This window comes from Citrobacter sp. MGH105 (assembly GCF_001037485.2).
In the GTDB taxonomy this organism is placed as follows: Bacteria; Pseudomonadota; Gammaproteobacteria; order Enterobacterales; family Enterobacteriaceae; genus Citrobacter; species Citrobacter portucalensis.
Genome location: NZ_CP073048.1, coordinates 366,650 through 387,937, shown reverse-complemented (window position 1 = coordinate 387,937; position 21,288 = coordinate 366,650). Strand labels below are relative to the sequence as shown.

Here is a 21,288-nt window from a genome sequence, read left to right as displayed (position 1 = left end):
TGCCGATAGCCAACCACAGAATCACGAATATTGAACAGGGTGCGACTGACCACGCCTGACAGACTAAGTAAGATGGGGAAAGCATGAGCACCATTCTGATTTTTTTAGCTGCTTTGCTGGCCTGCTCATTGCTTGCAGGATGGCTACTCAAATCAAAATCCAGGCAGAAAAATTTACCCTTGAGCAGCGTCTTCTCAGACGCCTCGAAACGTAAACTCACACCTGAAGAACGCAGCGCAGTCGAAAACTATCTCGAAAGCCTTAGTCAAATTCAGCAAGTTCCTGGTCCAACAGGAGCCAGTGCTGCGCCGGTCTCATTAACGTTGAATGCCCAAAGTAATAGCGTCATCGTGCTTACTCGTTCGATTACACGTTACGGCATTACCACCGACGATCCTAACAAATGGCGCTACTATCTTGATTCCGTTGAGGTACATCTTCCCCCTTTCTGGGAACAATACATCAACGACGAAAACAGCGTTGAGATAATCCACACCAATACGATACCGCTGGTTATCTCGTTGAACGGCCATACGCTGCAGGAATATATGCAGGAAGCGCGAGGTTATGCGTTACAGCACACCGCTTCTACCCAGGCTTCCATTCGTGGTGAAGAAAGTGAGCAGATTGAACTGCTGAATATTCGCCAGGAAACCCATGAAGAATATGCGCTCAGCCGCCCTTCGGGATTGCGCGAGGCGTTGCTGATAACCGCCTCATTCCTGCTGTTCTTTTTCTGTTTGGTTATCCCGAACACGTTTGTTCCGTGGGCAGTTGGTGGCGCGGTATTGCTGTTAGCTGCGGGTCTGTGGGGATTGTTCGCCCCGCCGTCCAAAAGCGCTCTGCGGGAAATTCATTGTCTGCGCGGTACGCCGCGTCGCTGGGGGTTGTTTGGCGAAAACGACCAGGAACAAATTAATAATATCTCGCTGGGTATTATTGATCTGATCTACCCACCTCACTGGCAACCTTACATCGCCCAAGACCTTGGCCAGCAAACGGATATCGATATTTATCTCGATCGCCACGTTGCCCGCCAGGGGCGTTTTTTATCTCTGCACGATGAAGTGAAAAACTTCCCGTTACAGCACTGGCTGCGCAACGCCGTCATCGCAGGCGGCTCGTTGCTGGTACTACTGATGCTGCTGTTTTGGATCCCGCTGGATATGCCGATAAAGGTCACGCTCTCCTGGATGAAGGGCGCGCAAACTATCGAAGCCACCAGCGTTAAACAGCTCGAAAACGCGGGCGTTCGCGTGGGTGACACGCTGCACCTGAGTGGTACGGGTATGTGTAACATTCATACCCAAGGGAGCTGGAATGCGCAGCCTGCCACGCCGTTTATGCCTTTCGATTGCTCGCAAATTATCTGGAATGACGCGCGCGCATTGCCGCTGCCTGAGTCTGACCTGGTGAATAAGGCTACCGCCCTCACGCAGGCAGTGAGCCGTCAGCTGCATCCCAAACCTGACGATGACTCTCGCGTCAGCGCATCGCTACGCTCGGCAATCCAAAAGTCCGGCATGGTGTTACTGGACGATTTTGGTGAGATTGTCCTGAAAACGGCCGATCTGTGTGCAGCCAAAGATGAATGTGTACGCTTAAAGAATGCACTGGTTAACCTCGGTAACAGTAAAGACTGGGCCGCGCTGGTGAAACGGGCAAACGCAGGCAAACTGGATGGCGTGAACGTGCTGCTGCGTCCGGTAAGCGCAGAGTCGTTGGATAATCTGGTGAATACCTCTACGGCACCGTTTATTTCACGCGAGACTGCGCGAGCAGCCCAGGCGCTGAATAGCCCTGCTCCCGGTGGTTTCCTGATTATCAGCGACGAAGGCAGCGATCTGGTCGATCAGCCGTGGCCGACGACCTCGCTATATGACTATCCGCCTCAGGAACAGTGGAACGCCTTCCAGCGCCTGGCGCAGATGCTAATGCAGACGCCGTTTCGCGCGGAGGGGATCGTCACCAATATTTCGACTGACGCCAATGGCACCCAGCACATTGGACTGCACCGTATCCCGGATCGTTCAGGATTATGGCGCTACCTTGGCACGACGCTGCTGATGTTCTCCATGCTCGGATGCGCTATCTACAACAGCATACAGGCATTCAGACGCTACCAGCGTCACCGCACCCGCATCGCGGAAATTCAGAGCTACTATGAAAGTTGCCTCAATCCAACACTGATTGACAACCCGGAAAGCCTGATTCGATAACACGCTCGCGCGCCAGGATATGCTACCCTGTCGCGCATCATGTTTTCTTCTGGGGAGTTTCCATGCATATCAATATTGCCTGGCAGGATGTCGACACCGTGTTGTTAGATATGGACGGCACGCTGCTCGACCTGGCATTCGATAACTATTTCTGGCAAAAACTGGTGCCGGAAACCTATGGCGCGAAGCAGGGTATCTCTCCTCAGGAAGCTCAGGACTATATTCGTCAGCAGTATCATGCCGTGCAGCATACGCTAAACTGGTATTGCCTGGATTACTGGAGCGAGTGCCTGGATCTGGATATTTGCGCCATGACCACGGAACAGGGACCGCGCGCCGTTTTGCGCGAAGATACCGTACCGTTTCTTGATGCCTTAAAAGCCAGCGGCAAGCGCCGCATTTTGCTCACCAACGCGCATCCGCATAATCTGGCGGTGAAGCTTGAGCATACCGGTCTGGCCTCACACCTTGATTTATTACTTTCCACCCACACATTTGGTTATCCCAAAGAGGATCAGCGGTTATGGCACGCTGTGGCTGAAGAAACGGGAATGAGTGCAGAGAAGACGCTGTTTATTGACGACAGCGAACCCATTCTCGACGCCGCTGCTCTGTACGGTATTCGTTACTGCCTCGGCGTAACCAATCCCGACTCCGGCATCGCCGAAAAACAGTACGCACGCCATCCGTCACTGAATGACTACCGCCGACTGATCCCCTCACTGATGTGAAGGAGACGCCATGAAAGAAAAGCCCTCTGCTGAAGTCAGGCTGGATAAATGGCTGTGGGCTGCACGCTTTTACAAAACGCGTGCGCTAGCCCGCGAAATGGTTGAAGGCGGTAAGGTGCACTACAACGGCCAGCGCAGTAAGCCAAGCAAGATTGTCGAGCTGAACGCCACCCTCACCCTGCGCCAGGGAAATGACGAACGAACGGTCATTATCAAGGCCATTACCGAGCAGCGTCGCCCGGCAACGGAAGCCGTTACGCTGTATGAAGAAACCGCGGAAAGCGTGGAAAAACGCGAAAAAATGGCGCTGGCGCGTAAACTTAACGCGTTAACCATGCCGCACCCGGACAGACGACCGGACAAGAAAGAGCGCCGCGACCTGTTACGATTTAAACACGGCGACAGCGAGTGACTGTCACCTGCAAGAGAGATGATTATGCCGCAACATGACCAATTACATCGTTATCTGTTTGAAAACTTTGCCGTGCGCGGCGAGCTGGTGACCGTTTCGGAAACCCTGCAACAGATCCTCGAAAATCATACTTACCCGCAGCCGGTCAAAAACGTGCTGGCTGAGCTGCTGGTTGCCACCAGCTTGCTCACCGCCACGCTGAAGTTTGCCGGTGATATCACTGTGCAGTTGCAGGGTGATGGTCCGCTGAGCCTGGCCGTCATCAACGGCAACAACAACCAGCAGATGCGCGGCGTGGCCCGCATGCAGGGTGATATTCCTGAAGATGCCGATCTGAAAACGCTGGTGGGCAACGGTTACCTGGTGATCACCATTACCCCGGAAGAAGGCGAGCGTTATCAAGGCGTGGTCGGTCTGGAAGGTGACACGCTGGCAGCGTGTCTGGAAGATTACTTCATGCGTTCTGAACAGCTGCCGACACGCCTGTTCATCCGCACTGGCGACGTCGATGGCAAACCCGCTGCTGGCGGAATGCTGCTGCAGGTAATGCCGGCGCAAAACGCACAGGCAGATGATTTCGATCACCTGACCGCCCTGACCGAAACCATCAAAGCCGAAGAGCTGCTGACGCTGCCGGCCAACGAAGTGCTGTGGCGCCTGTACCACGAAGAAGAGGTTACTCTCTACGATCCACAGGACGTTGAGTTCAAATGCACCTGTTCACGCGAACGCTGCGCAGGCGCACTGAAAACGTTGCCGGACGAAGAAGTGGACAGCATTCTGGCGGAAGAAGGCGAGATCGATATGCACTGCGATTACTGCGGTAGTCACTATCTGTTTAACGCCATGGATATTGCTGAGATCCGCAGCAATGCCTCCCCTGCCGATCCCCAGGTGCATTAATCACTGTCTTGCCTGATGGCACGGCGCTTATCAGGCCTACGGAAAAACTGTCGTAGGCCGGATAAGGCGTTCGCGCTGCCATCCGGCAAAAACGATGTCGGCAACACACTCACTCGGTGTAATAAGTCATCGGCAGTCTTTTGCCATCAATAGTGATATCCCGCCAGATTCTGGGGGCTGAGCCCAGTTGCTGATTCGCCACCGCCTGCAGCAATTTATCCTTATTGAATCCTTCAGGTAGCCTGGCAACAGCTAACAAATCCCATTTGTTTTTTTGCACGCCGAAGACCAGACTCTCCCCATCGCCAAAGGCATATAACACCTGCTCAGGATGACCATCCGCATTGAGGTCTTGACTCACCAGTACGCACGCATTCTGCTCAGCACAAGAGGTGATGCGATACCCCTGTGTTTTGACAAACGCCCAGAACGCATCGTCTGGCTTCTGGCTCCCCGGAGCAATCACAACCTTCGATACTAACTGTGTTGCGGTTAGCTCTTTAACCGGATCCCGGCGCCCTTGCAGCAGAGAAATCAAGTCGCGTCTGCGTTTACTGTCTTGATTAAACGCCACATCTTTTTGTAATGCTTCCAACGCTGCGCGCCCTGGTTTTCCACTGTGATCCAACATATACAGGCTGACTTGATCCGGTTTAATTTTTCCGCTGTGATACAGCCTCATATGGCTGTTAACGCTGATGCGCCAGGCATCAATAACCGGCGATGACAGCAGAACCAACAGCCCCAACGCCAGCAACGAAACGCCAAGAATGACCGGCCCCTGAAGCTCAAGTGGATTGCGCCCGCGGCGCAAAATGCTGGCCAGATAGCCAAACGACCATACCAGCAGTACCACGACCACCAGCACGCCATACAAACGCTCAGGCGTCCAACCGTACTGTTGTATTCGCACCCACAGTGACCAACCGGCAATCAGCATATAGATAGGCGCGACAATCAGAGAGCATTTGATCAGATAGCGTAACGCGCCAGGATAGGGTAACGCCTCTTTTTGCGGTTCACGCACAATAGCCATCAACAGCAACAGGAGCAGCGTCAGCGTTGACATCAACCCGGCCGCAGACACGTGTTGCGAAATAGCCTCCAGCCCGGTGAAGGGTAAGGTCAGTATGAACATCAGCGCCAACAGCGCGACCAGAGGTAACAGACCGGTGGCGATAAACGTCAGTAATTTTTGTACCGCCGTGACCAGACGCGACTGTGTTCGGGCCAGTACCACTGCCAGTGCGGTAATCAGACCAAAGGCCACATAGCCAAACCAGTCAGTATCAAAGAAGAGCGTGCTGAAGAAGGGAATACCGACCAGCTTAAACATCTCGCTCCATAGAAGGAGCACCAGCCAGAACAAACCGTTGGCGACAAAGACAATCAGCAACGTCAACGCATTAAGCCACAATTGCCGATAAAAATGAGGGTAACGCGCCTGCTCACGAGAGACATGAAGCGAGTACTGAATCCAGGGCAAAGCAAGCATCGCCATCAGCAGTAAGCGCCAACCATAGAACATAAAAACTTCATGTTGCCGCCACTTATCACTGTCCTCGACTTGCCACTTTAGCCAGACACTCATCGCCAGCACGACAACAAAGATCAGCGCCATCCAGTACCACAGCGCGCGTTGTTTGAAAGAAACAACAGTAAGTAAAAGAGCCGAGGTGATCGCAATCGTCGCAGGCATGCCATAGAACAGCCAGCCGTCATTATGGGGCACCAGATATGTCATCAGCAGATAGCATAATGTCCCCTGCAACAGGCCGATGAATATCATGCCCCAACGCGTCGTACGTGAAATTTCAGCACTATCCATGTCAGTATCCAGAATGAAGGGAAAAGCTAATTATCGCATCAACTTCACAATTTTGAGCATTGATAGAGCGATTTCAGACCACGACGACGGGAAGTGAATCGATATTGTTCATGTATAACCCACATTCATTTCTTACATGAATGCGATTACACTCACAAGATTCCCGCCAAAAACACTCTCCATTAACGTTTTAAGAACATTTTCCACAACAAAAAAGGGTTTCCTGCCATAATATCTGCCTCTTTGTGACAGGAGTCGCAGCGCATTCGGTCGCCCGTGATTTTCCCGGATGCGTAAATCTATGAGCCTTGTCGCGGTTAACAATCCCTAAAAAACCTTACTATTCCAGGTAATACATATTGGCTAAGGAGCAGTGAAATGCGTGTGAACAACAGTTTAACCCCGCAAGATCTCAAGGCTTATGGTATCAATGACGTTCAGGATATCGTTTACAATCCAGACTACGACACGCTTTTCCAGGAAGAACTTGATCCAAACCTGGAAGGTTATGAACGTGGCGTGTTAACGAATCTGGGCGCCGTTGCCGTTGATACCGGTATCTTTACCGGACGTTCGCCAAAGGATAAGTACATTGTCCGTGACGACACCACGCGCGACACGCTGTGGTGGTCCGACAAAGGTAAAGGTAAGAACGACAACAAACCGCTCTCCCCGGAAACCTGGCAGCATCTGAAAGGATTAGTCACCCAGCAACTTTCCGGCAAGCGCCTGTTTATCATTGATGCTTTCTGCGGCGCTAACGCCGATACCCGTCTTTCCGTGCGCTTCATTACCGAAGTTGCCTGGCAGGCGCATTTTGTCAAAAACATGTTCATCCGCCCAAGCGACGAAGAGCTGGTTGATTTCAAACCTGATTTCATCGTGATGAACGGCGCTAAATGCACCAACCCACAGTGGAAAGAGCAGGGTCTGAACTCAGAAAACTTCGTGGCTTTCAACCTGACTGAGCGTATCCAGCTGATTGGTGGTACCTGGTACGGCGGCGAAATGAAGAAAGGTATGTTCTCCGTAATGAACTACCTGCTGCCGCTGAAAGGCATTGCCTCCATGCACTGCTCAGCAAACGTTGGGGAAAAAGGCGATGTGGCAGTCTTCTTTGGCCTGTCCGGCACCGGTAAAACCACGCTGTCCACCGACCCGAAACGTCGCCTGATTGGCGATGACGAACACGGCTGGGATGACGACGGTGTGTTTAACTTCGAAGGCGGTTGCTACGCGAAGACCATCAAACTGTCTAAAGATGCCGAGCCGGAAATCTACAACGCGATCCGTCGTGACGCGCTGCTGGAAAACGTCACCGTGCGCGAAGATGGTTCCATCGATTTCGATGATGGTTCAAAAACTGAGAACACCCGCGTTTCCTACCCGATTTATCACATCGATAATATCGTTAAGCCGGTGTCAAAAGCGGGCCATGCTACCAAAGTGATCTTCCTGACCGCCGACGCATTTGGCGTGCTGCCGCCGGTTTCTCGCCTGACCGCAGACCAAACACAGTACCACTTCCTGTCTGGCTTCACCGCCAAACTGGCCGGTACCGAACGCGGCGTCACCGAACCGACCCCAACCTTCTCAGCCTGCTTCGGCGCAGCATTCCTGTCTCTGCACCCAACGCAGTACGCAGAAGTGCTGGTGAAACGTATGCAGGCGGCAGGTGCGCAGGCGTATCTGGTTAACACCGGCTGGAACGGTACCGGCAAGCGTATCTCTATCAAAGATACCCGTGCGATTATCGACGCCATCCTGAACGGTTCGCTGGATGACGCGGAAACGTTCCGTCTGCCAATGTTTGACCTGGCTATCCCGACCGAGCTGCCGGGTGTGGACACTCGCATTCTCGATCCGCGTAATACCTACGCATCTCCGGAGCAGTGGCAGGAAAAAGCCAATGCACTGGCGAAACTGTTTATCGAGAACTTCGAGAAATATACCGATACCCCTGCGGGTGAAGCGCTGGTTAGCGCCGGACCGAAGCTGTAACGAAAAGTGCCGGATGGCGGTTTCGCCTTATCCGGCCTACAGCAACAAAAAGGGAGGCATTTTGCCTCCCTTTGTTATGCGTCTTTCGTGTTGCCCGGCGCGCGAGTGAAGGGAACCGGAAGCCATGCACGAATCGACAACCCACCGCGTTCACTGGTACCAATCTCCAGCATACCGTTATGGTTATCAATAATACGCTGCACAATCGCCAGCCCCAGGCCCGTGCCGCTGGTACTGCGCGCGCTGTCGCCGCGGACAAACGGCTGGAACAGGTGCTTACGCTGCTCCGGCTTGATGCCCGGACCATCATCTTCTACCTGGAACCAGGCGCGATGCTGCTCCATTCCGCTACTGACCTTAATCCAGCCGTTGCCGTAGCGGGCGGCGTTAACCACCATATTGGCAACTGCACGCTTGATCGACAGCGGGTGCATCTTCACCTGAATGCTGCCCGGCAGCAGCGCAGTTTCGATTTCACGTTCGTAGCCGCTTTCTGCCGCAACCACTTCACCCAGCACCGAGTTCAGATCTGCCATCTCCATTGGCATCTCCTGACCGGTACGCAGGTAATCGATAAACTGCTCGATGATGGCGTTACACTCTTCGATGTCCTTATTGATGGACTCCGCGAGATAACCGTCTTCCTCGCCCATCATTTCCGTCGCCAGACGAATACGCGTCAGCGGGGTACGTAAATCGTGGCTCACGCCCGCCATTAACAGTGTACGGTCATCGGCCAGCTGCTTCACGCCCGCGGCCATATGGTTAAAGGCTCGGGTTACGGAGCGCACCTCTGAAGCGCCATACTCACGCAACGGCGGCGGAATGATACCTTTCCCCACCTGCAGCGCCGCATGTTCAAGATCCACCAATGGCCGGTTCTGGATACGGATAAACAGCCACGCCCCACCGATAGCCAGCAGCATAATCGCCAGCGTATAGCGGAACAGTGGTGAAAAATCGCCCTGATGAATTTCCGTAAGCGGCACGCGTACCCAGATATTGGGCGACAGCCAGGTTTTCAGCCACACGACCGGCGAGCTTTTGTTGACCTCAACGCGGACTTCCGTTGGGCCACCCAGCTGCTGCGCCATCTGATGGCTTAAGAATTCATAGTGTTGCGCCCAACGCAGTCCGGCCTCTTCAGCGGCCTCATTGGAATAGAGGGAAATACCCAGCTCACGATAAATTTCCCGGCGGAATGCGGGCGGCACCACCAGTTGCGTACCGTCCTCCAGTTGCAGTTTATCGGTCATCAGCATACGAACTTCGTACGCCAGGACCTTATTAAACTGCTGGAGGCTCGGCAGAATCGCGAAGTTCAGCACTACCAGGTATGTCGTCACCAGGCTGGCAAACAGCAAGGTGACGATGAGCAATAACGTGCGGGCAAACGAACTTCGTGGTGAGAAGCGCATTCGCCTCATGCTTTAGAACCGTCCGGAACAAAGACGTAGCCCAGACCCCATACGGTCTGAATGTAGCGTGGATGAGCCGGATCTTCTTCCACCATGCGGCGCAGACGGGAGATCTGGACGTCGATAGAACGTTCCATCGCAGAATATTCACGACCACGGGCGAGGTTCATCAGCTTGTCTCGCGACAGCGGCTCGCGCGGGTGGCTTACCAGCGCTTTCAGTACCGCAAATTCCCCGCTGGTGAGCGGCATCGGCTCATCTTCGCGGAACATTTCACGCGTACCGAGGTTCAGTTTGAACTTACCAAAAGCGATAACCGCTTCTTCCTGAGAAGGTGCGCCCGGCAGTTCATTCGCCTGACGACGCAGGACTGCGCGAATACGTGCCAGCAGCTCACGCGGGTTAAACGGTTTCGGGATGTAATCGTCGGCACCGATTTCCAGCCCTACGATACGGTCAACTTCTTCACCCTTCGCTGTGACCATAATGATCGGCATCGGGTTGCTCTGGCTGCGCAGGCGACGGCAAATAGACAGGCCATCTTCTCCCGGCAGCATTAAATCCAGCACCATCAGGTGAAAGGACTCACGGGTCAGCAGACGATCCATCTGCTCAGCGTTTGCGACGCTTCGAACCTGGAAGCCCTGCTCGGTCAGATAACGCTCCAGAAGCGCACGCAAGCGCATGTCGTCATCGACCACCAGAATCTTATAGTTCTCTTGCATTGTTATTACTCCCAAAGGTTCGCAACAATTAAGTGTATATTCTTAAGAAAGCTAACGTGAGTCACCAGCGAATTCTGGTATGAATTCCAGGCTAAATTGTTACAAAGCATATTAAACAGCAGCTTAAGTATACAATGTTTCTCGCAATACATTATTTATTCTGTTGATATGCTCACTTAATACTAATTGTGCGCATCATCACAGAGTCGAAGGTAAAACAATAAGATGAAAACGCCCCTGATAACCCGTGAAGGGTATGAAAAACTTAAACAAGAGCTGAATTATCTCTGGCGTGAAGAGCGCCCGGAAGTCACCAAAAAAGTTACCTGGGCCGCAAGTCTGGGTGACCGCAGCGAAAATGCCGACTACCAGTATAATAAAAAGCGCCTGCGTGAGATCGACCGCCGCGTCCGTTATTTGACCAAGTGCATGGAGAATCTAAAAATCGTCGATTACTCCCCGCAGCAGGAAGGCAAAGTCTTCTTTGGCGCATGGGTTGAGATTGAAAATGACGATGGCGACATCCGCAAATTCCGTATTGTTGGCTACGATGAGATCTTCGGTCGTAAAGATTACATCTCAATCGACTCACCAATGGCGCGGGCGCTATTGAAAAAAGAGGTCGGCGATCTCGCAGTAGTAAACACCCCAAGTGGCGAAGCCAGCTGGTACGTGAACGAGATTGAATACGTGAAGTGAGACCGGAACAATCCGAAGCCCCGGCAGATGGCTGGCATTTTTGCCAGTCAATCCGTATAACTATCCCCTGATTTTTTATCCTATAGACGAAGCTATCCATGATGAATGATTCTTTCTGCCGCATTATCGCAGGTGAAATTCAGGCTCGTGCTGAACAGGTAGAAGCTGCCGTTCGCCTGCTTGACGAAGGGAACACCGTGCCGTTTATCGCACGATATCGTAAGGAAATCACCGGCGGTTTGGACGATACGCAACTGCGTAATCTGGAAACCCGTCTGGGATATCTGCGTGAACTGGAAGACCGCCGTCAGGCAATCCTGAAATCTATCGGCGAGCAAGGCAAACTGACCGACGATCTGGCGAAAGCGATCAACGGTACGTTAAGTAAGACCGAACTCGAAGATCTCTATCTGCCGTATAAACCAAAGCGCCGCACCCGTGGGCAGATCGCCATTGAGGCCGGACTGGAGCCGTTGGCAGACCTGCTGTGGAACGAACCATCTCACGACCCGGAAACGGAAGCCGCAAAATATCTCAACACCGAAAACGGCGTGGCGGATACCAAAGCCGCCCTCGACGGCGCGCGCTACATTCTGATGGAGCGCTTCGCTGAAGACGCTGCTCTGCTGGCGAAAGTACGTGATTATCTGTGGAAAAACGCCCATCTGGTTGCCACCGTGGTAAGCGGTAAAGAAGAGGAAGGCGCTAAGTTCCGCGACTACTTCGATCACCACGAACCGATTTCTACAGTACCATCCCACCGTGCGCTGGCCATGTTCCGTGGCCGTAACGAAGGCGTGTTGCAACTTTCACTGAATGCCGATCCGCAATTCGATGAGCCACCAAAAGAGAGCCACGGCGAACAGATTATCCGGGATCACCTGGGACTACGCCTGAACAACGCCCCAGCAGACAGCTGGCGTAAAGGCGTGGTTAGCTGGACCTGGCGCATCAAAGTGCTGATGCACCTCGAAACGGAGCTGATGGGTACCGTGCGCGAACGTGCGGAAGATGAAGCTATCAACGTCTTTGCCCGTAACCTGCATGACCTGCTGATGGCCGCTCCGGCCGGGCTGCGCGCCACCATGGGCCTCGATCCAGGTCTGCGTACCGGTGTAAAAGTGGCAGTGGTTGACGGTACCGGCAAGCTGGTCGCGACCGACACCATTTATCCGCATACCGGTCAGGCCGCCAAAGCCGCCGTTGCCGTTGCGGCGCTGTGTGAAAAACACAACGTTGAACTGGTGGCGATTGGTAACGGTACGGCGTCGCGCGAAACCGAGCGTTTCTTCCTCGACGTGCAAAAGCAGTTCCCGCAAGTGACCGCGCAGAAAGTGATCGTCAGTGAAGCCGGCGCGTCGGTTTACTCCGCATCCGAACTGGCGGCGCTGGAGTTCCCGGACCTCGACGTATCTCTGCGTGGCGCGGTGTCTATCGCCCGTCGTCTGCAGGATCCGCTGGCTGAGCTAGTGAAAATCGATCCGAAATCTATCGGCGTGGGCCAGTATCAGCACGACGTAAGCCAGACTCAGTTGGCGCGTAAGCTGGATGCGGTGGTGGAAGACTGCGTGAACGCCGTCGGCGTCGATCTGAATACCGCCTCCGTACCGCTGCTGACCCGTGTTGCTGGTCTGACGCGCATGATGGCGCAGAATATCGTTGCCTGGCGTGATGAGAACGGTCAATTCCAGAACCGTCAGCAACTGTTAAAAGTCAGCCGCCTGGGTCCTAAAGCCTTTGAACAGTGCGCGGGCTTCCTGCGTATCAACCACGGCGATAACCCGCTGGATGCCTCTACCGTTCACCCGGAAGCTTATCCGGTTGTGGAACGCATTCTGGCTGCCACCGAGCAATCGTTGCGTGATCTGATGGGTAACAGCAGCGAATTGCGTAATCTGAAAGCCGCTGATTTTACCGACGAACGCTTCGGGGTGCCGACCGTCACCGACATCATCAAAGAGCTGGAAAAGCCGGGCCGCGATCCGCGTCCTGAATTTAAAACCGCGCAGTTTGCCGATGGTGTAGAAACCATGAACGATCTGCTGCCGGGAATGATTCTTGAAGGGGCAGTCACCAACGTCACCAACTTCGGCGCATTTGTTGATATCGGCGTGCATCAGGATGGTCTGGTGCATATCTCTTCACTGTCGAATAAGTTCGTCGAAGATCCACACACCGTGGTGAAAGCGGGCGACATTGTGAAGGTGAAAGTGCTGGAAGTGGACCTGCAACGTAAGCGTATCGCGCTGACCATGCGTCTGGACGAGCAGCCGGGTGAAACCAATGCGCGTCGCGGCGGCGGGAATAACGATCGCGCTCAGGGTAATCGCCCGACGCCAAAAGCGGCGAAACCGCGTGGCCGTGACGCACAGCCTGCGGGCAACAGCGCGATGATGGATGCGCTGGCTGCGGCAATGGGTAAAAAACGCTAAGTTTAAACCCTGTGCCGGATGGTGGTGTAAACGCCCTGTCCGGCCAGGTTATCGCAATTAATTTGCAGGCCGGATAAGACGCATGAGCGACGCCATCCGGCATATTTAATCCATGCACCGCTTTGCACCACAATATATTTATCACTTCATTAACAGATGAAACCTTAATTAAACATTAAGATCCCCAATAATTACTTCCGCGAATCACTCGTTTCCAACCAGAATAAATATTGAGGAATATCAAAATTGGCTCAAATTATTATCCAATTGTACATTCCGTCACATTTATTCTATTGATGATAGAAACCATTCTCATTATCATTGATTTGTTGATTATTTACTCTTTCCTTACGTTGGCTAATCATCTGGTCTCATGCCGCCCTGTCGCCCCATGAGGTTATCATCCAGTTAGCGAGATATAAGTAGGTCCCTATGCAATTCACTCCTGACAGTGCGTGGAAAATTACCGGTTTTGCCCGTGAAATCAGCCCGGCTTATCGTCAGAAACTGTTGTCACTTGGCATGCTACCCGGCTCATCCTTCAACGTGGTACGCGTCGCCCCGCTCGGCGATCCTATCCATATCGAAACGCGTCGCGTAAGTCTGGTATTGCGTAAGAAGGATCTGGCGTTATTAGAAGTGGAAGCGGTTTCCTGTTAATACAGTGAGTCTATAAAAATGAAAAAACTAACCATTGGTTTAATTGGTAATCCTAATTCCGGCAAGACAACTTTATTCAACCAGCTCACCGGCGCGCGCCAGCGTGTAGGCAACTGGGCTGGCGTTACCGTTGAGCGTAAAGAAGGCCATTTCGCCACGACGGACCACCAGGTCACGCTGGTCGATTTACCCGGCACCTATTCTCTGACGACAATCTCATCGCAAACCTCTCTCGATGAGCAGATTGCCTGCCACTATATTTTAAGCGGCGACGCGGATCTCTTGATCAACGTGGTCGATGCTTCAAACCTTGAACGCAACCTCTACCTGACGTTGCAACTGCTTGAGCTGGGTATTCCCTGCATCGTCGCACTGAACATGCTGGATATTGCTGAGAAACAGCAAATCCGTATCGATATCGACGCCCTCTCCGCTCGTCTTGGCTGTCCGGTGGTTCCACTGGTTTCCACTCGTGCGCGCGGCATTGAAGCACTGAAGCTGGCGATCGATCGCTACAAAGAAAACGACACCGTTGAGCTGGTCCATTATGCCCAGCCGCTGCTGCAAGAAGCTGACTCCCTCGCCGACGCAATGGCCAAAGATATGCCGCTTAAACAGCGCCGCTGGCTGGGCCTGCAGATGCTCGAAGGCGATATCTACAGCCGTGCTTACGCCGGTGATGCAGCACAAAACCTTGATGCTGCTGTTGCTCGCCTGAGTGAGACAATGGACGACCCGGCGCTACATATTGCCGATGCACGTTACCAGTGCATTGCTGCTATCTGCGATACCGTCAGTAATACCCTGACGGCAGAGCCGAGCCGTTTCACCACCGCGGTAGATAAAATTATCCTCAACCGCTTCCTCGGTCTGCCGATTTTCCTGTTCGTGATGTACCTGATGTTCCTGCTTGCCATCAACATTGGCGGCGCGCTGCAACCGTTGTTTGATGTTGGCTCCGTGGCACTCTTTATCCATGGTATTCAGTGGATTGGCTATACGCTGCATTTCCCGGACTGGCTGACCATCTTCCTGGCCCAGGGCCTTGGCGGCGGGATTAACACCGTGCTGCCGCTGGTACCGCAAATCGGCATGATGTATCTGTTCCTCTCCTTCCTTGAAGACTCCGGCTACATGGCGCGCGCCGCATTTGTGATGGACCGTCTAATGCAGGCGCTGGGACTGCCGGGCAAATCGTTCGTCCCGCTGATCGTCGGCTTTGGCTGTAACGTACCGTCAGTGATGGGCGCACGTACGCTGGATGCCCCGCGTGAGCGTCTGATGACCATCATGATGGCGCCGTTTATGTCCTGTGGTGCACGTCTGGCGATTTTCGCCGTCTTTGCCGCCGCGTTCTTTGGTCAGAACGGCGCGCTGGCGGTCTTCTCGCTGTACGTACTGGGTATCGTCATGGCGGTGTTGACCGGCCTGATGCTCAAACACACCATCATGCGTGGCGAAGCAACGCCGTTCGTGATGGAGCTGCCGGTATATCACGTGCCGCACATTAAGAGTCTGATCATTCAAACCTGGCAACGTCTGAAAGGCTTCGTTCTGCGTGCAGGTAAAGTCATCATCATCGTCAGCATTTTCCTCAGTGCCTTTAACAGCTTCTCACTGAGCGGGAAAATCGTCGACAACATCAACGACTCTGCTCTGGCTTCCGTGAGCCGCGTCATTACCCCAGTCTTCAAACCGATTGGTGTTCACGAAGATAACTGGCAGGCAACCGTAGGTCTGTTCACCGGCGCGATGGCGAAAGAAGTGGTTGTCGGTACGCTGAACACGCTCTATACCGCAGAAAACATTCAGGAAGAAGAGTTCAACCCGGCAGATTTCCACCTCGGTGATGAGCTGCTCAGCGCGGTAGATGAAACCTGGCAAAGCCTGAAAGACACTTTCAGCCTGAGCGTGCTGGCTAACCCTATCGAAGCCAGCAAGGGCGACGGTGAAATGGCTACCGGTGCAATGGGCGTGATGGGCGAGAAATTTGGCAGCGCCGCCGCCGCGTACAGCTATCTGATCTTTGTTCTGCTGTATGTACCGTGCATTTCAGTGATGGGCGCTATCGCACGTGAATCCAGCCGTGGCTGGATGAGCTTCTCGATTCTGTGGGGCCTGAATATCGCCTACTCTCTGTCGACGCTGTTTTATCAGACGGTCAGCTACAAAGAGCACCCGACCTACAGCCTGGTGTGCATTTTAGCGGTCATCCTGTTTAACATCGTGTTGCTGGGCCTGCTGCGTCGAGCTCGCAGCCGCGTGGACCTCGCACTGCTGGCAACCAACAGGACGGCGAGTTCCTGCTGTTCCAGCACGACTGGCGATTGCCACTAAGGTTATCGACAATGGCATCGCTTATTCAGGTTCGTGATTTACTGGCTTTGCGGGGGCGCATGGAGGCTACACAAATTAGCCACACGCTGCATACCCCGCAGCCCATGATTGACGCCATGCTGAATCAGTTAGAAAAGATGGGCAAAGCGGTGCGGATTCAGGAAGATGCCGACGGGTGTCTTTCCGGAAGCTGCAAAAGTTGCCCAGAAGGTAAAGCCTGCCTGCGCGAGTGGTGGGCTTTACGCTAATCAGATGCTCTTTGCCGGATGGCGCTACGCTTATCCGGCCTACAAATGATGCAAACGTCCAGGCCGGATAACGCGTTTACGCTGATATCCGGCTTTTTTGCGTAATGGATTCCACACAGATTTCATTATTTCAGCAAAAAAGTTCTATCCTCCAGCCAGCCACGCATCGTTATTAATTCGTGGATGATTACTGGTAACCTGGGAAGTAGAGTCTCGTCATCTTTTTTCTCAGGTATAGCACCGCGTTTCCACTGATCGATATCACTGTTGTGCCCGATGACGAGATTATGCAGCATCGCCGGATGGCGCTGTTGGAGCTCATCCAAAAGCATATTCGTAAACGCGATTTGATGGGGCTGGTAGAAAAACTGGCCATCCTGCTTGTTAAAGGACACGCTAATGACAACCAGTTGAAAGCCTTGTTTAATTATTTAATGCAGGCCGGTAACACCACACATTTTGGCGAGTTTCTTCATGAAGTCGCCGAACGTTTACCCCAACATAAGGACAAGTTGATGACTATCGCCGAAAGATTACGACAGGAAGGGCACCTAAATGGTCTTCAGGAAGGCCATAGGAAAGGGTTGCAAGAAGGGCTACAGGAGGGGTTACAAACGGGTCTGCAACAAGGCAAACGAGAGGAAGCATTACGTATTGCATCAACTATGCAGGCTGATGGTATAGACCCACTAACCATCTTCAGAATTACTGGCTTGACCGCTGAGAATCTGGCTACGCGCAGCCATTAATCTCAGGCCCGGCGAGCATGGCACCACCGGGCAACACATCAAATTTATAGTTTCTGTTTTAACGCCACAAGCGCTGCACAGAACTCTACGGGATGCGAGATAAACGGCGCATGCGCCGCTTTGGCAAACACCAAAGACTCGCTCTGCGGCCACAGTGCATCCAGCATCGGGACGACTTTGCGCGGCACCAGCCCGTCAAGATAGCCATACAACCGCAGGAAAGGCATTTCCACCGCGCACAGCGGTTCTCGCAGATCGACCGTTTTCAGGATCTCAAGTCCACCATTGAGCACCTCGACGTCCGGCATGGGTAAAGCCAGTACCGTTTTCTTTAGCGCTCGCGCATCCTGACGCGCAGTTTCTGTGCCCATCGTTTGCAATGCCAGAAAACGCTCCACCGTACGCTGGAAATCTTCGCTCAGCTGCTGCTGGAAACCTGCCAGCACCTCTGGCTTGATTCCCGGCCACTCATCCCGCGCGCTAAAGCAAGGGGAAGACGCGACGGTCGCCAGCGCCTGAACACGCTCAGGATGCGTTAACGCCACCTGACTCGCGACCAGCCCGCCCAGACTCCAGCCGAGCCAGATAGCTTTCTCCGGTGCCTGTTTCAATACCCGCTCAGCCATCTCTTCCAGTGACATTGCACCGAAACCCTGGCTACGACCAAATCCCGGTAAGTCGACAAGATGCAGTGTAAAATGCGAGCTCAGTTCCTCGCTTATGCAATGCCACACTTGCGCATTCAGTCCCCATCCGTGCAGCAGCACAAGATGGCAATTTCCCGAACCCTGGGTCTGCCACCAGATGTCATTCATCAGTTATTGTTCTCTTTTAGCCTGAAAGGATGCATCTATGCTAACAGTACCGGGATTGTGCTGGCTATGCCGAATGCCCCTGACATTAGGGCATTGGGGGATCTGCTCAGTCTGTACGCGGGCAACGCGTCAACACGCCAGCCTGTGCCCTCAATGTGGACTCCCTGCCGCTCATACCGTCATTCCCTGTGGGCGCTGCCTGCAAAAACCGCCGCCGTGGCAGAGACTGGTTACCGTCAGCGACTATGTTCCGCCGTTGAGCGGGCTTATCCACCAGCTCAAGTTTTCACGACGCAGCGAAACAGCCTCAGCTCTTTCACGTTTGCTATTACTGGAGGTACTACAGGCCCGGCGCGCCAGCGGCCTTCCTCTACCGGACAGGCTGGTCAGCGTCCCGCTCTGGCAACGCCGACACTGGCGCAGAGGGTTTAATCAGAGCGATTTACTGTGCCGTCCGCTGGCGCGCTGGCTGGGTTGCGACTGGGACAGCCGGACCATCTCGCGGGTTCGGGCAACCGCCACACAGCACCATCTCAGCGCCCGATTACGTAAACGTAACCTGAAAAATGCCTTTCGCCTTGAATTGCCGGTGCAAGGACTCCATATGGTTATTGTGGATGATGTCGTCACTACCGGAAGTACCGTCGCGGAAATCGCGCAGCTGCTTTTACGCAACGGCGCGGCGACTGTCCAGGTATGGTGCCTGTGTCGAACCTTGTAGAGCCTCGATGATGGGCGTATTATAACCAAGTAAAATAGTCAACTATTAGGCCATTACTATGATCCATATTTCCGATGCTGCACAAGCGCACTTTGCCAAACTGCTGGCAAATCAGGAAGAAGGGACACAAATCCGCGTATTTGTGATTAATCCCGGCACGCCTAACGCTGAATGTGGCGTTTCTTATTGTCCGCCGGACGCCGTGGAAGCAACCGACACCGCCATTAAATTTGACCTGCTGACCGCATATGTTGATGAACTGAGCGCACCGTATCTGGAAGATGCAGAAATCGATTTCGTTACCGACCAGTTAGGATCCCAGCTGACCCTGAAAGCACCAAACGCCAAAATGCGTAAAGTTGCCGATGATGCGCCGCTGATGGAACGCGTGGAGTACATGTTGCAATCGCAGATCAACCCACAGCTGGCTGGCCACGGTGGTCGTGTCTCTCTGATGGAAATCACCGATGAAGGCTACGCCATTCTGCAGTTTGGCGGCGGCTGTAACGGCTGTTCAATGGTAGATGTAACGCTGAAAGAAGGTATCGAGAAGCAGCTGCTGGCTGAATTCCCTGAACTGAAAGGCGTTCGCGATTTAACCGAACACCAGCGCGGCGAGCACTCTTACTACTAACGCCCGAACCTGTAGAGTATCCGTAGGCCCGATAAGACGCACCCGCGTCGCTATCGGGCATTGCTGCCGAATGGCAGCGTAACGGCCTACAACACTGCATTTCTCTGCCTGTGCCCTGCAACAATCCCCCGCATAATTTGACCAGCCTCTCATATTTTAAATTTTGCCTGTCCAGGTGATTTTCAAGCGCAGCATGTTACCCGTATCATTCGTATCAGCACCTAACACACCCATAATAGCCAGTTAAACTGATTAGTTTTGAAGGCAACCAGCATTGGTGCTGAGAATACTCTGTTCCCGGTCGGGACAATCGGAATTTGTCATCTAAACACTGACGTTACCCATAACAAAGTAAAGGCCAGGTAAATCATGCCATTAGTCATCGTTGCTATCGGTGTAATCTTGTTACTCCTCCTGATGATCCGTTTCAAAATGAACGGCTTCATCGCTCTCGTCCTGGTGGCGCTTGCTGTCGGATTGATGCAAGGGATGCCACTGGATAAAGTCATCGGTTCGATTAAAGCCGGCGTCGGCGGAACCCTTGGCAGCCTCGCCCTGATTATGGGTTTTGGCGCCATGCTGGGCAAAATGCTGGCGGACTGCGGCGGCGCACAGCGCATCGCAACCACGCTGATTGCTAAATTCGGCAAAAAACACATTCAGTGGGCGGTGGTATTAACCGGCTTCACCGTCGGTTTTGCCCTGTTCTACGAAGTTGGCTTCGTGCTGATGCTGCCGCTGGTATTCACCATTGCTGCCGCTGCTAACATCCCGCTGCTGTACGTTGGTGTGCCGATGGCGGCTGCGCTGTCCGTTACTCACGGCTTCCTGCCACCGCACCCGGGTCCAACCGCTATTGCCACCATTTTCCACGCAGATATGGGTAAAACTCTGCTGTTTGGTACGATTCTGGCAATCCCGACCGTTATTCTCGCCGGTCCGGTATACGCGCGTTTCCTGAAAGGCATCGATAAGCCAATCCCGGAAGGTCTGTACAGCGCAAAAACCTTCACTGAAGAAGAGATGCCAGGCTTTGGCGTCAGCGTCTGGACCTCTCTGGTCCCGGTTATCCTGATGGCAATGCGCGCCGTGGCGGAGATGATTCTGCCGAAAGGCCATGCTTTCCTGACGGTTGCAGAATTCCTCGGTGACCCGGTCATGGCAACGCTGATTGCGGTGCTGATTGCGATGTTCACTTTTGGTCTGAACCGCGGACGTTCGATGGATCAGATTAACGACACGCTGGTGTCCTCAATCAAAATCATCGCGATGATGCTGTTGATCATCGGTGGTGGTGGTGCCTTCAAACAGGTTCTGGTTGATAGCGGCGTAGACAAATACATCGCTTCAATGATGCACGGCTCTAACGTTTCTCCGCTGCTGATGGCATGGTCTATCGCTGCAGTACTGCGTATCGCACTGGGTTCCGCAACCGTTGCAGCGATTACTGCAGGTGGGATTGTGGCACCGCTGATTGCAACGACCGGCGTAAGCCCTGAGCTGATGGTTATTGCGGTTGGTTCCGGTTCCGTCATCTTCTCCCACGTGAACGATCCTGGGTTCTGGCTGTTCAAGGAGTACTTCAACCTGACCATCGGTGAAACCATCAAGTCATGGTCAATGTTGGAAACCATTATCTCCGTCTGCGGTCTGGTAGGGTGTCTGCTGCTGGGTATGGTGGTCTGATAAAACTGAGCCTGATGGCGCTACGCTTATCAGGCCTACGTGCTACGAGCCATCACCATAAAAAAGCCGG

General features: G+C 53.4%; 17 protein-coding genes and 1 pseudogene. 14 read left to right on the top strand and 4 right to left on the bottom strand.

The window, feature by feature from the left end; translation table 11 throughout:
* The first annotated feature begins 83 nt into the window (after window positions 1-83).
* From igaA to hslO, 4 genes are all read left to right on the top strand, one after another.
* Complete coding sequence (igaA, locus tag SK35_RS01780; protein WP_032945218.1) at window positions 84-2,219, top strand: intracellular growth attenuator protein IgaA; 2,136 nt, start codon at window positions 84-86, stop codon at window positions 2,217-2,219.
* A 62-nt stretch (window positions 2,220-2,281) separates the two neighbouring features.
* Window positions 2,282-2,950, top strand: a complete 669-nt coding sequence (yrfG, locus tag SK35_RS01775) for a GMP/IMP nucleotidase (protein WP_003023533.1) — start codon at window positions 2,282-2,284, stop codon at window positions 2,948-2,950.
* 10 nt (window positions 2,951-2,960) lie between these two features.
* Window positions 2,961-3,362 (top strand): ribosome-associated heat shock protein Hsp15, encoded by a 402-nt coding sequence (gene hslR / locus SK35_RS01770; RefSeq protein ID WP_003837900.1) that lies wholly within the window; start codon window positions 2,961-2,963, stop codon window positions 3,360-3,362.
* Window positions 3,363-3,386: 24 nt separating this feature from the next.
* Complete coding sequence (gene hslO / locus SK35_RS01765) at window positions 3,387-4,265, top strand: Hsp33 family molecular chaperone HslO (RefSeq protein ID WP_003023531.1); 879 nt, start codon at window positions 3,387-3,389, stop codon at window positions 4,263-4,265.
* Window positions 4,266-4,374: 109 nt separating this feature from the next.
* Here the strand turns inward: hslO and SK35_RS01760 are convergent, their stop codons facing one another.
* The gene (locus SK35_RS01760; RefSeq protein ID WP_048215402.1) at window positions 4,375-6,093 is read right to left on the bottom strand and encodes a DUF4153 domain-containing protein; all 1,719 of its coding nucleotides are present in this window, start codon (window positions 6,091-6,093) and stop codon (window positions 4,375-4,377) included.
* Between the two features lie 378 nt (window positions 6,094-6,471).
* On the opposite strand from SK35_RS01760, the gene pckA reads away from it, so the two are divergent.
* Complete coding sequence (gene pckA / locus SK35_RS01755) at window positions 6,472-8,094, top strand: phosphoenolpyruvate carboxykinase (ATP) (RefSeq protein ID WP_003023529.1); 1,623 nt, start codon at window positions 6,472-6,474, stop codon at window positions 8,092-8,094.
* A 74-nt stretch (window positions 8,095-8,168) separates the two neighbouring features.
* On the opposite strand, the gene envZ is transcribed toward pckA, so the two are convergent.
* Together envZ and ompR are read right to left on the bottom strand one after the other, a co-directional pair.
* Entirely contained in the window at window positions 8,169-9,521 is a 1,353-nt protein-coding gene (envZ, locus tag SK35_RS01750; RefSeq protein WP_003827658.1) for a two-component system sensor histidine kinase EnvZ, read from the bottom strand.
* On the bottom strand, window positions 9,518-10,237 hold the full coding sequence (ompR, locus tag SK35_RS01745) for an osmolarity response regulator transcription factor OmpR (protein WP_001157751.1): 720 nt from the start codon (window positions 10,235-10,237) through the stop codon (window positions 9,518-9,520). Before ompR ends, envZ begins: the two co-directional genes overlap by 4 nt.
* A gap of 225 nt (window positions 10,238-10,462) precedes the next feature.
* On the opposite strand from ompR, the gene greB reads away from it, so the two are divergent.
* The 6 genes and pseudogenes from greB to SK35_RS01715 all read left to right on the top strand — a co-directional run.
* Complete coding sequence (greB, locus tag SK35_RS01740) at window positions 10,463-10,936, top strand: transcription elongation factor GreB (RefSeq protein WP_048215401.1); 474 nt, start codon at window positions 10,463-10,465, stop codon at window positions 10,934-10,936.
* A gap of 98 nt (window positions 10,937-11,034) precedes the next feature.
* Window positions 11,035-13,368, top strand: a complete 2,334-nt coding sequence (locus SK35_RS01735) for a Tex family protein (protein WP_048215400.1) — start codon at window positions 11,035-11,037, stop codon at window positions 13,366-13,368.
* 432 nt (window positions 13,369-13,800) lie between these two features.
* A complete protein-coding gene (feoA, locus tag SK35_RS01730) occupies window positions 13,801-14,028 on the top strand; it encodes a ferrous iron transporter A (RefSeq protein WP_003023519.1) in 228 nt (75 codons plus the stop codon).
* A gap of 18 nt (window positions 14,029-14,046) precedes the next feature.
* Window positions 14,047-16,365: a Fe(2+) transporter permease subunit FeoB gene (gene feoB / locus SK35_RS01725; protein WP_008786334.1), complete on the top strand. Its 2,319-nt coding sequence runs from the start codon at window positions 14,047-14,049 to the stop codon at window positions 16,363-16,365.
* An 11-nt stretch (window positions 16,366-16,376) separates the two neighbouring features.
* Window positions 16,377-16,613: a [Fe-S]-dependent transcriptional repressor FeoC gene (gene feoC / locus SK35_RS01720; protein WP_003023516.1), complete on the top strand. Its 237-nt coding sequence runs from the start codon at window positions 16,377-16,379 to the stop codon at window positions 16,611-16,613.
* Between the two features lie 233 nt (window positions 16,614-16,846).
* Window positions 16,847-17,362, top strand: a pseudogene (locus SK35_RS01715) (Rpn family recombination-promoting nuclease/putative transposase); the annotation flags it as partial.
* 44 nt (window positions 17,363-17,406) lie between these two features.
* Here the strand turns inward: SK35_RS01715 and bioH are convergent.
* Entirely contained in the window at window positions 17,407-18,177 is a 771-nt protein-coding gene (gene bioH / locus SK35_RS01710) for a pimeloyl-ACP methyl ester esterase BioH (RefSeq protein WP_048215399.1), read from the bottom strand.
* Window positions 18,178-18,214: 37 nt separating this feature from the next.
* Here bioH and gntX point away from each other — a divergent pair, with 37 nt between their 5' ends.
* From gntX to gntT, 3 genes are all read left to right on the top strand, one after another.
* A complete protein-coding gene (gntX, locus tag SK35_RS01705) occupies window positions 18,215-18,898 on the top strand; it encodes a DNA utilization protein GntX (RefSeq protein WP_048215398.1) in 684 nt (227 codons plus the stop codon).
* A gap of 58 nt (window positions 18,899-18,956) precedes the next feature.
* Entirely contained in the window at window positions 18,957-19,532 is a 576-nt protein-coding gene (gene nfuA / locus SK35_RS01700; protein WP_003023509.1) for a Fe-S biogenesis protein NfuA, read from the top strand.
* 369 nt (window positions 19,533-19,901) lie between these two features.
* Entirely contained in the window at window positions 19,902-21,218 is a 1,317-nt protein-coding gene (gntT, locus tag SK35_RS01695; RefSeq protein WP_003023507.1) for a gluconate transporter, read from the top strand.
* Window positions 21,219-21,288 lie beyond the last annotated feature (70 nt).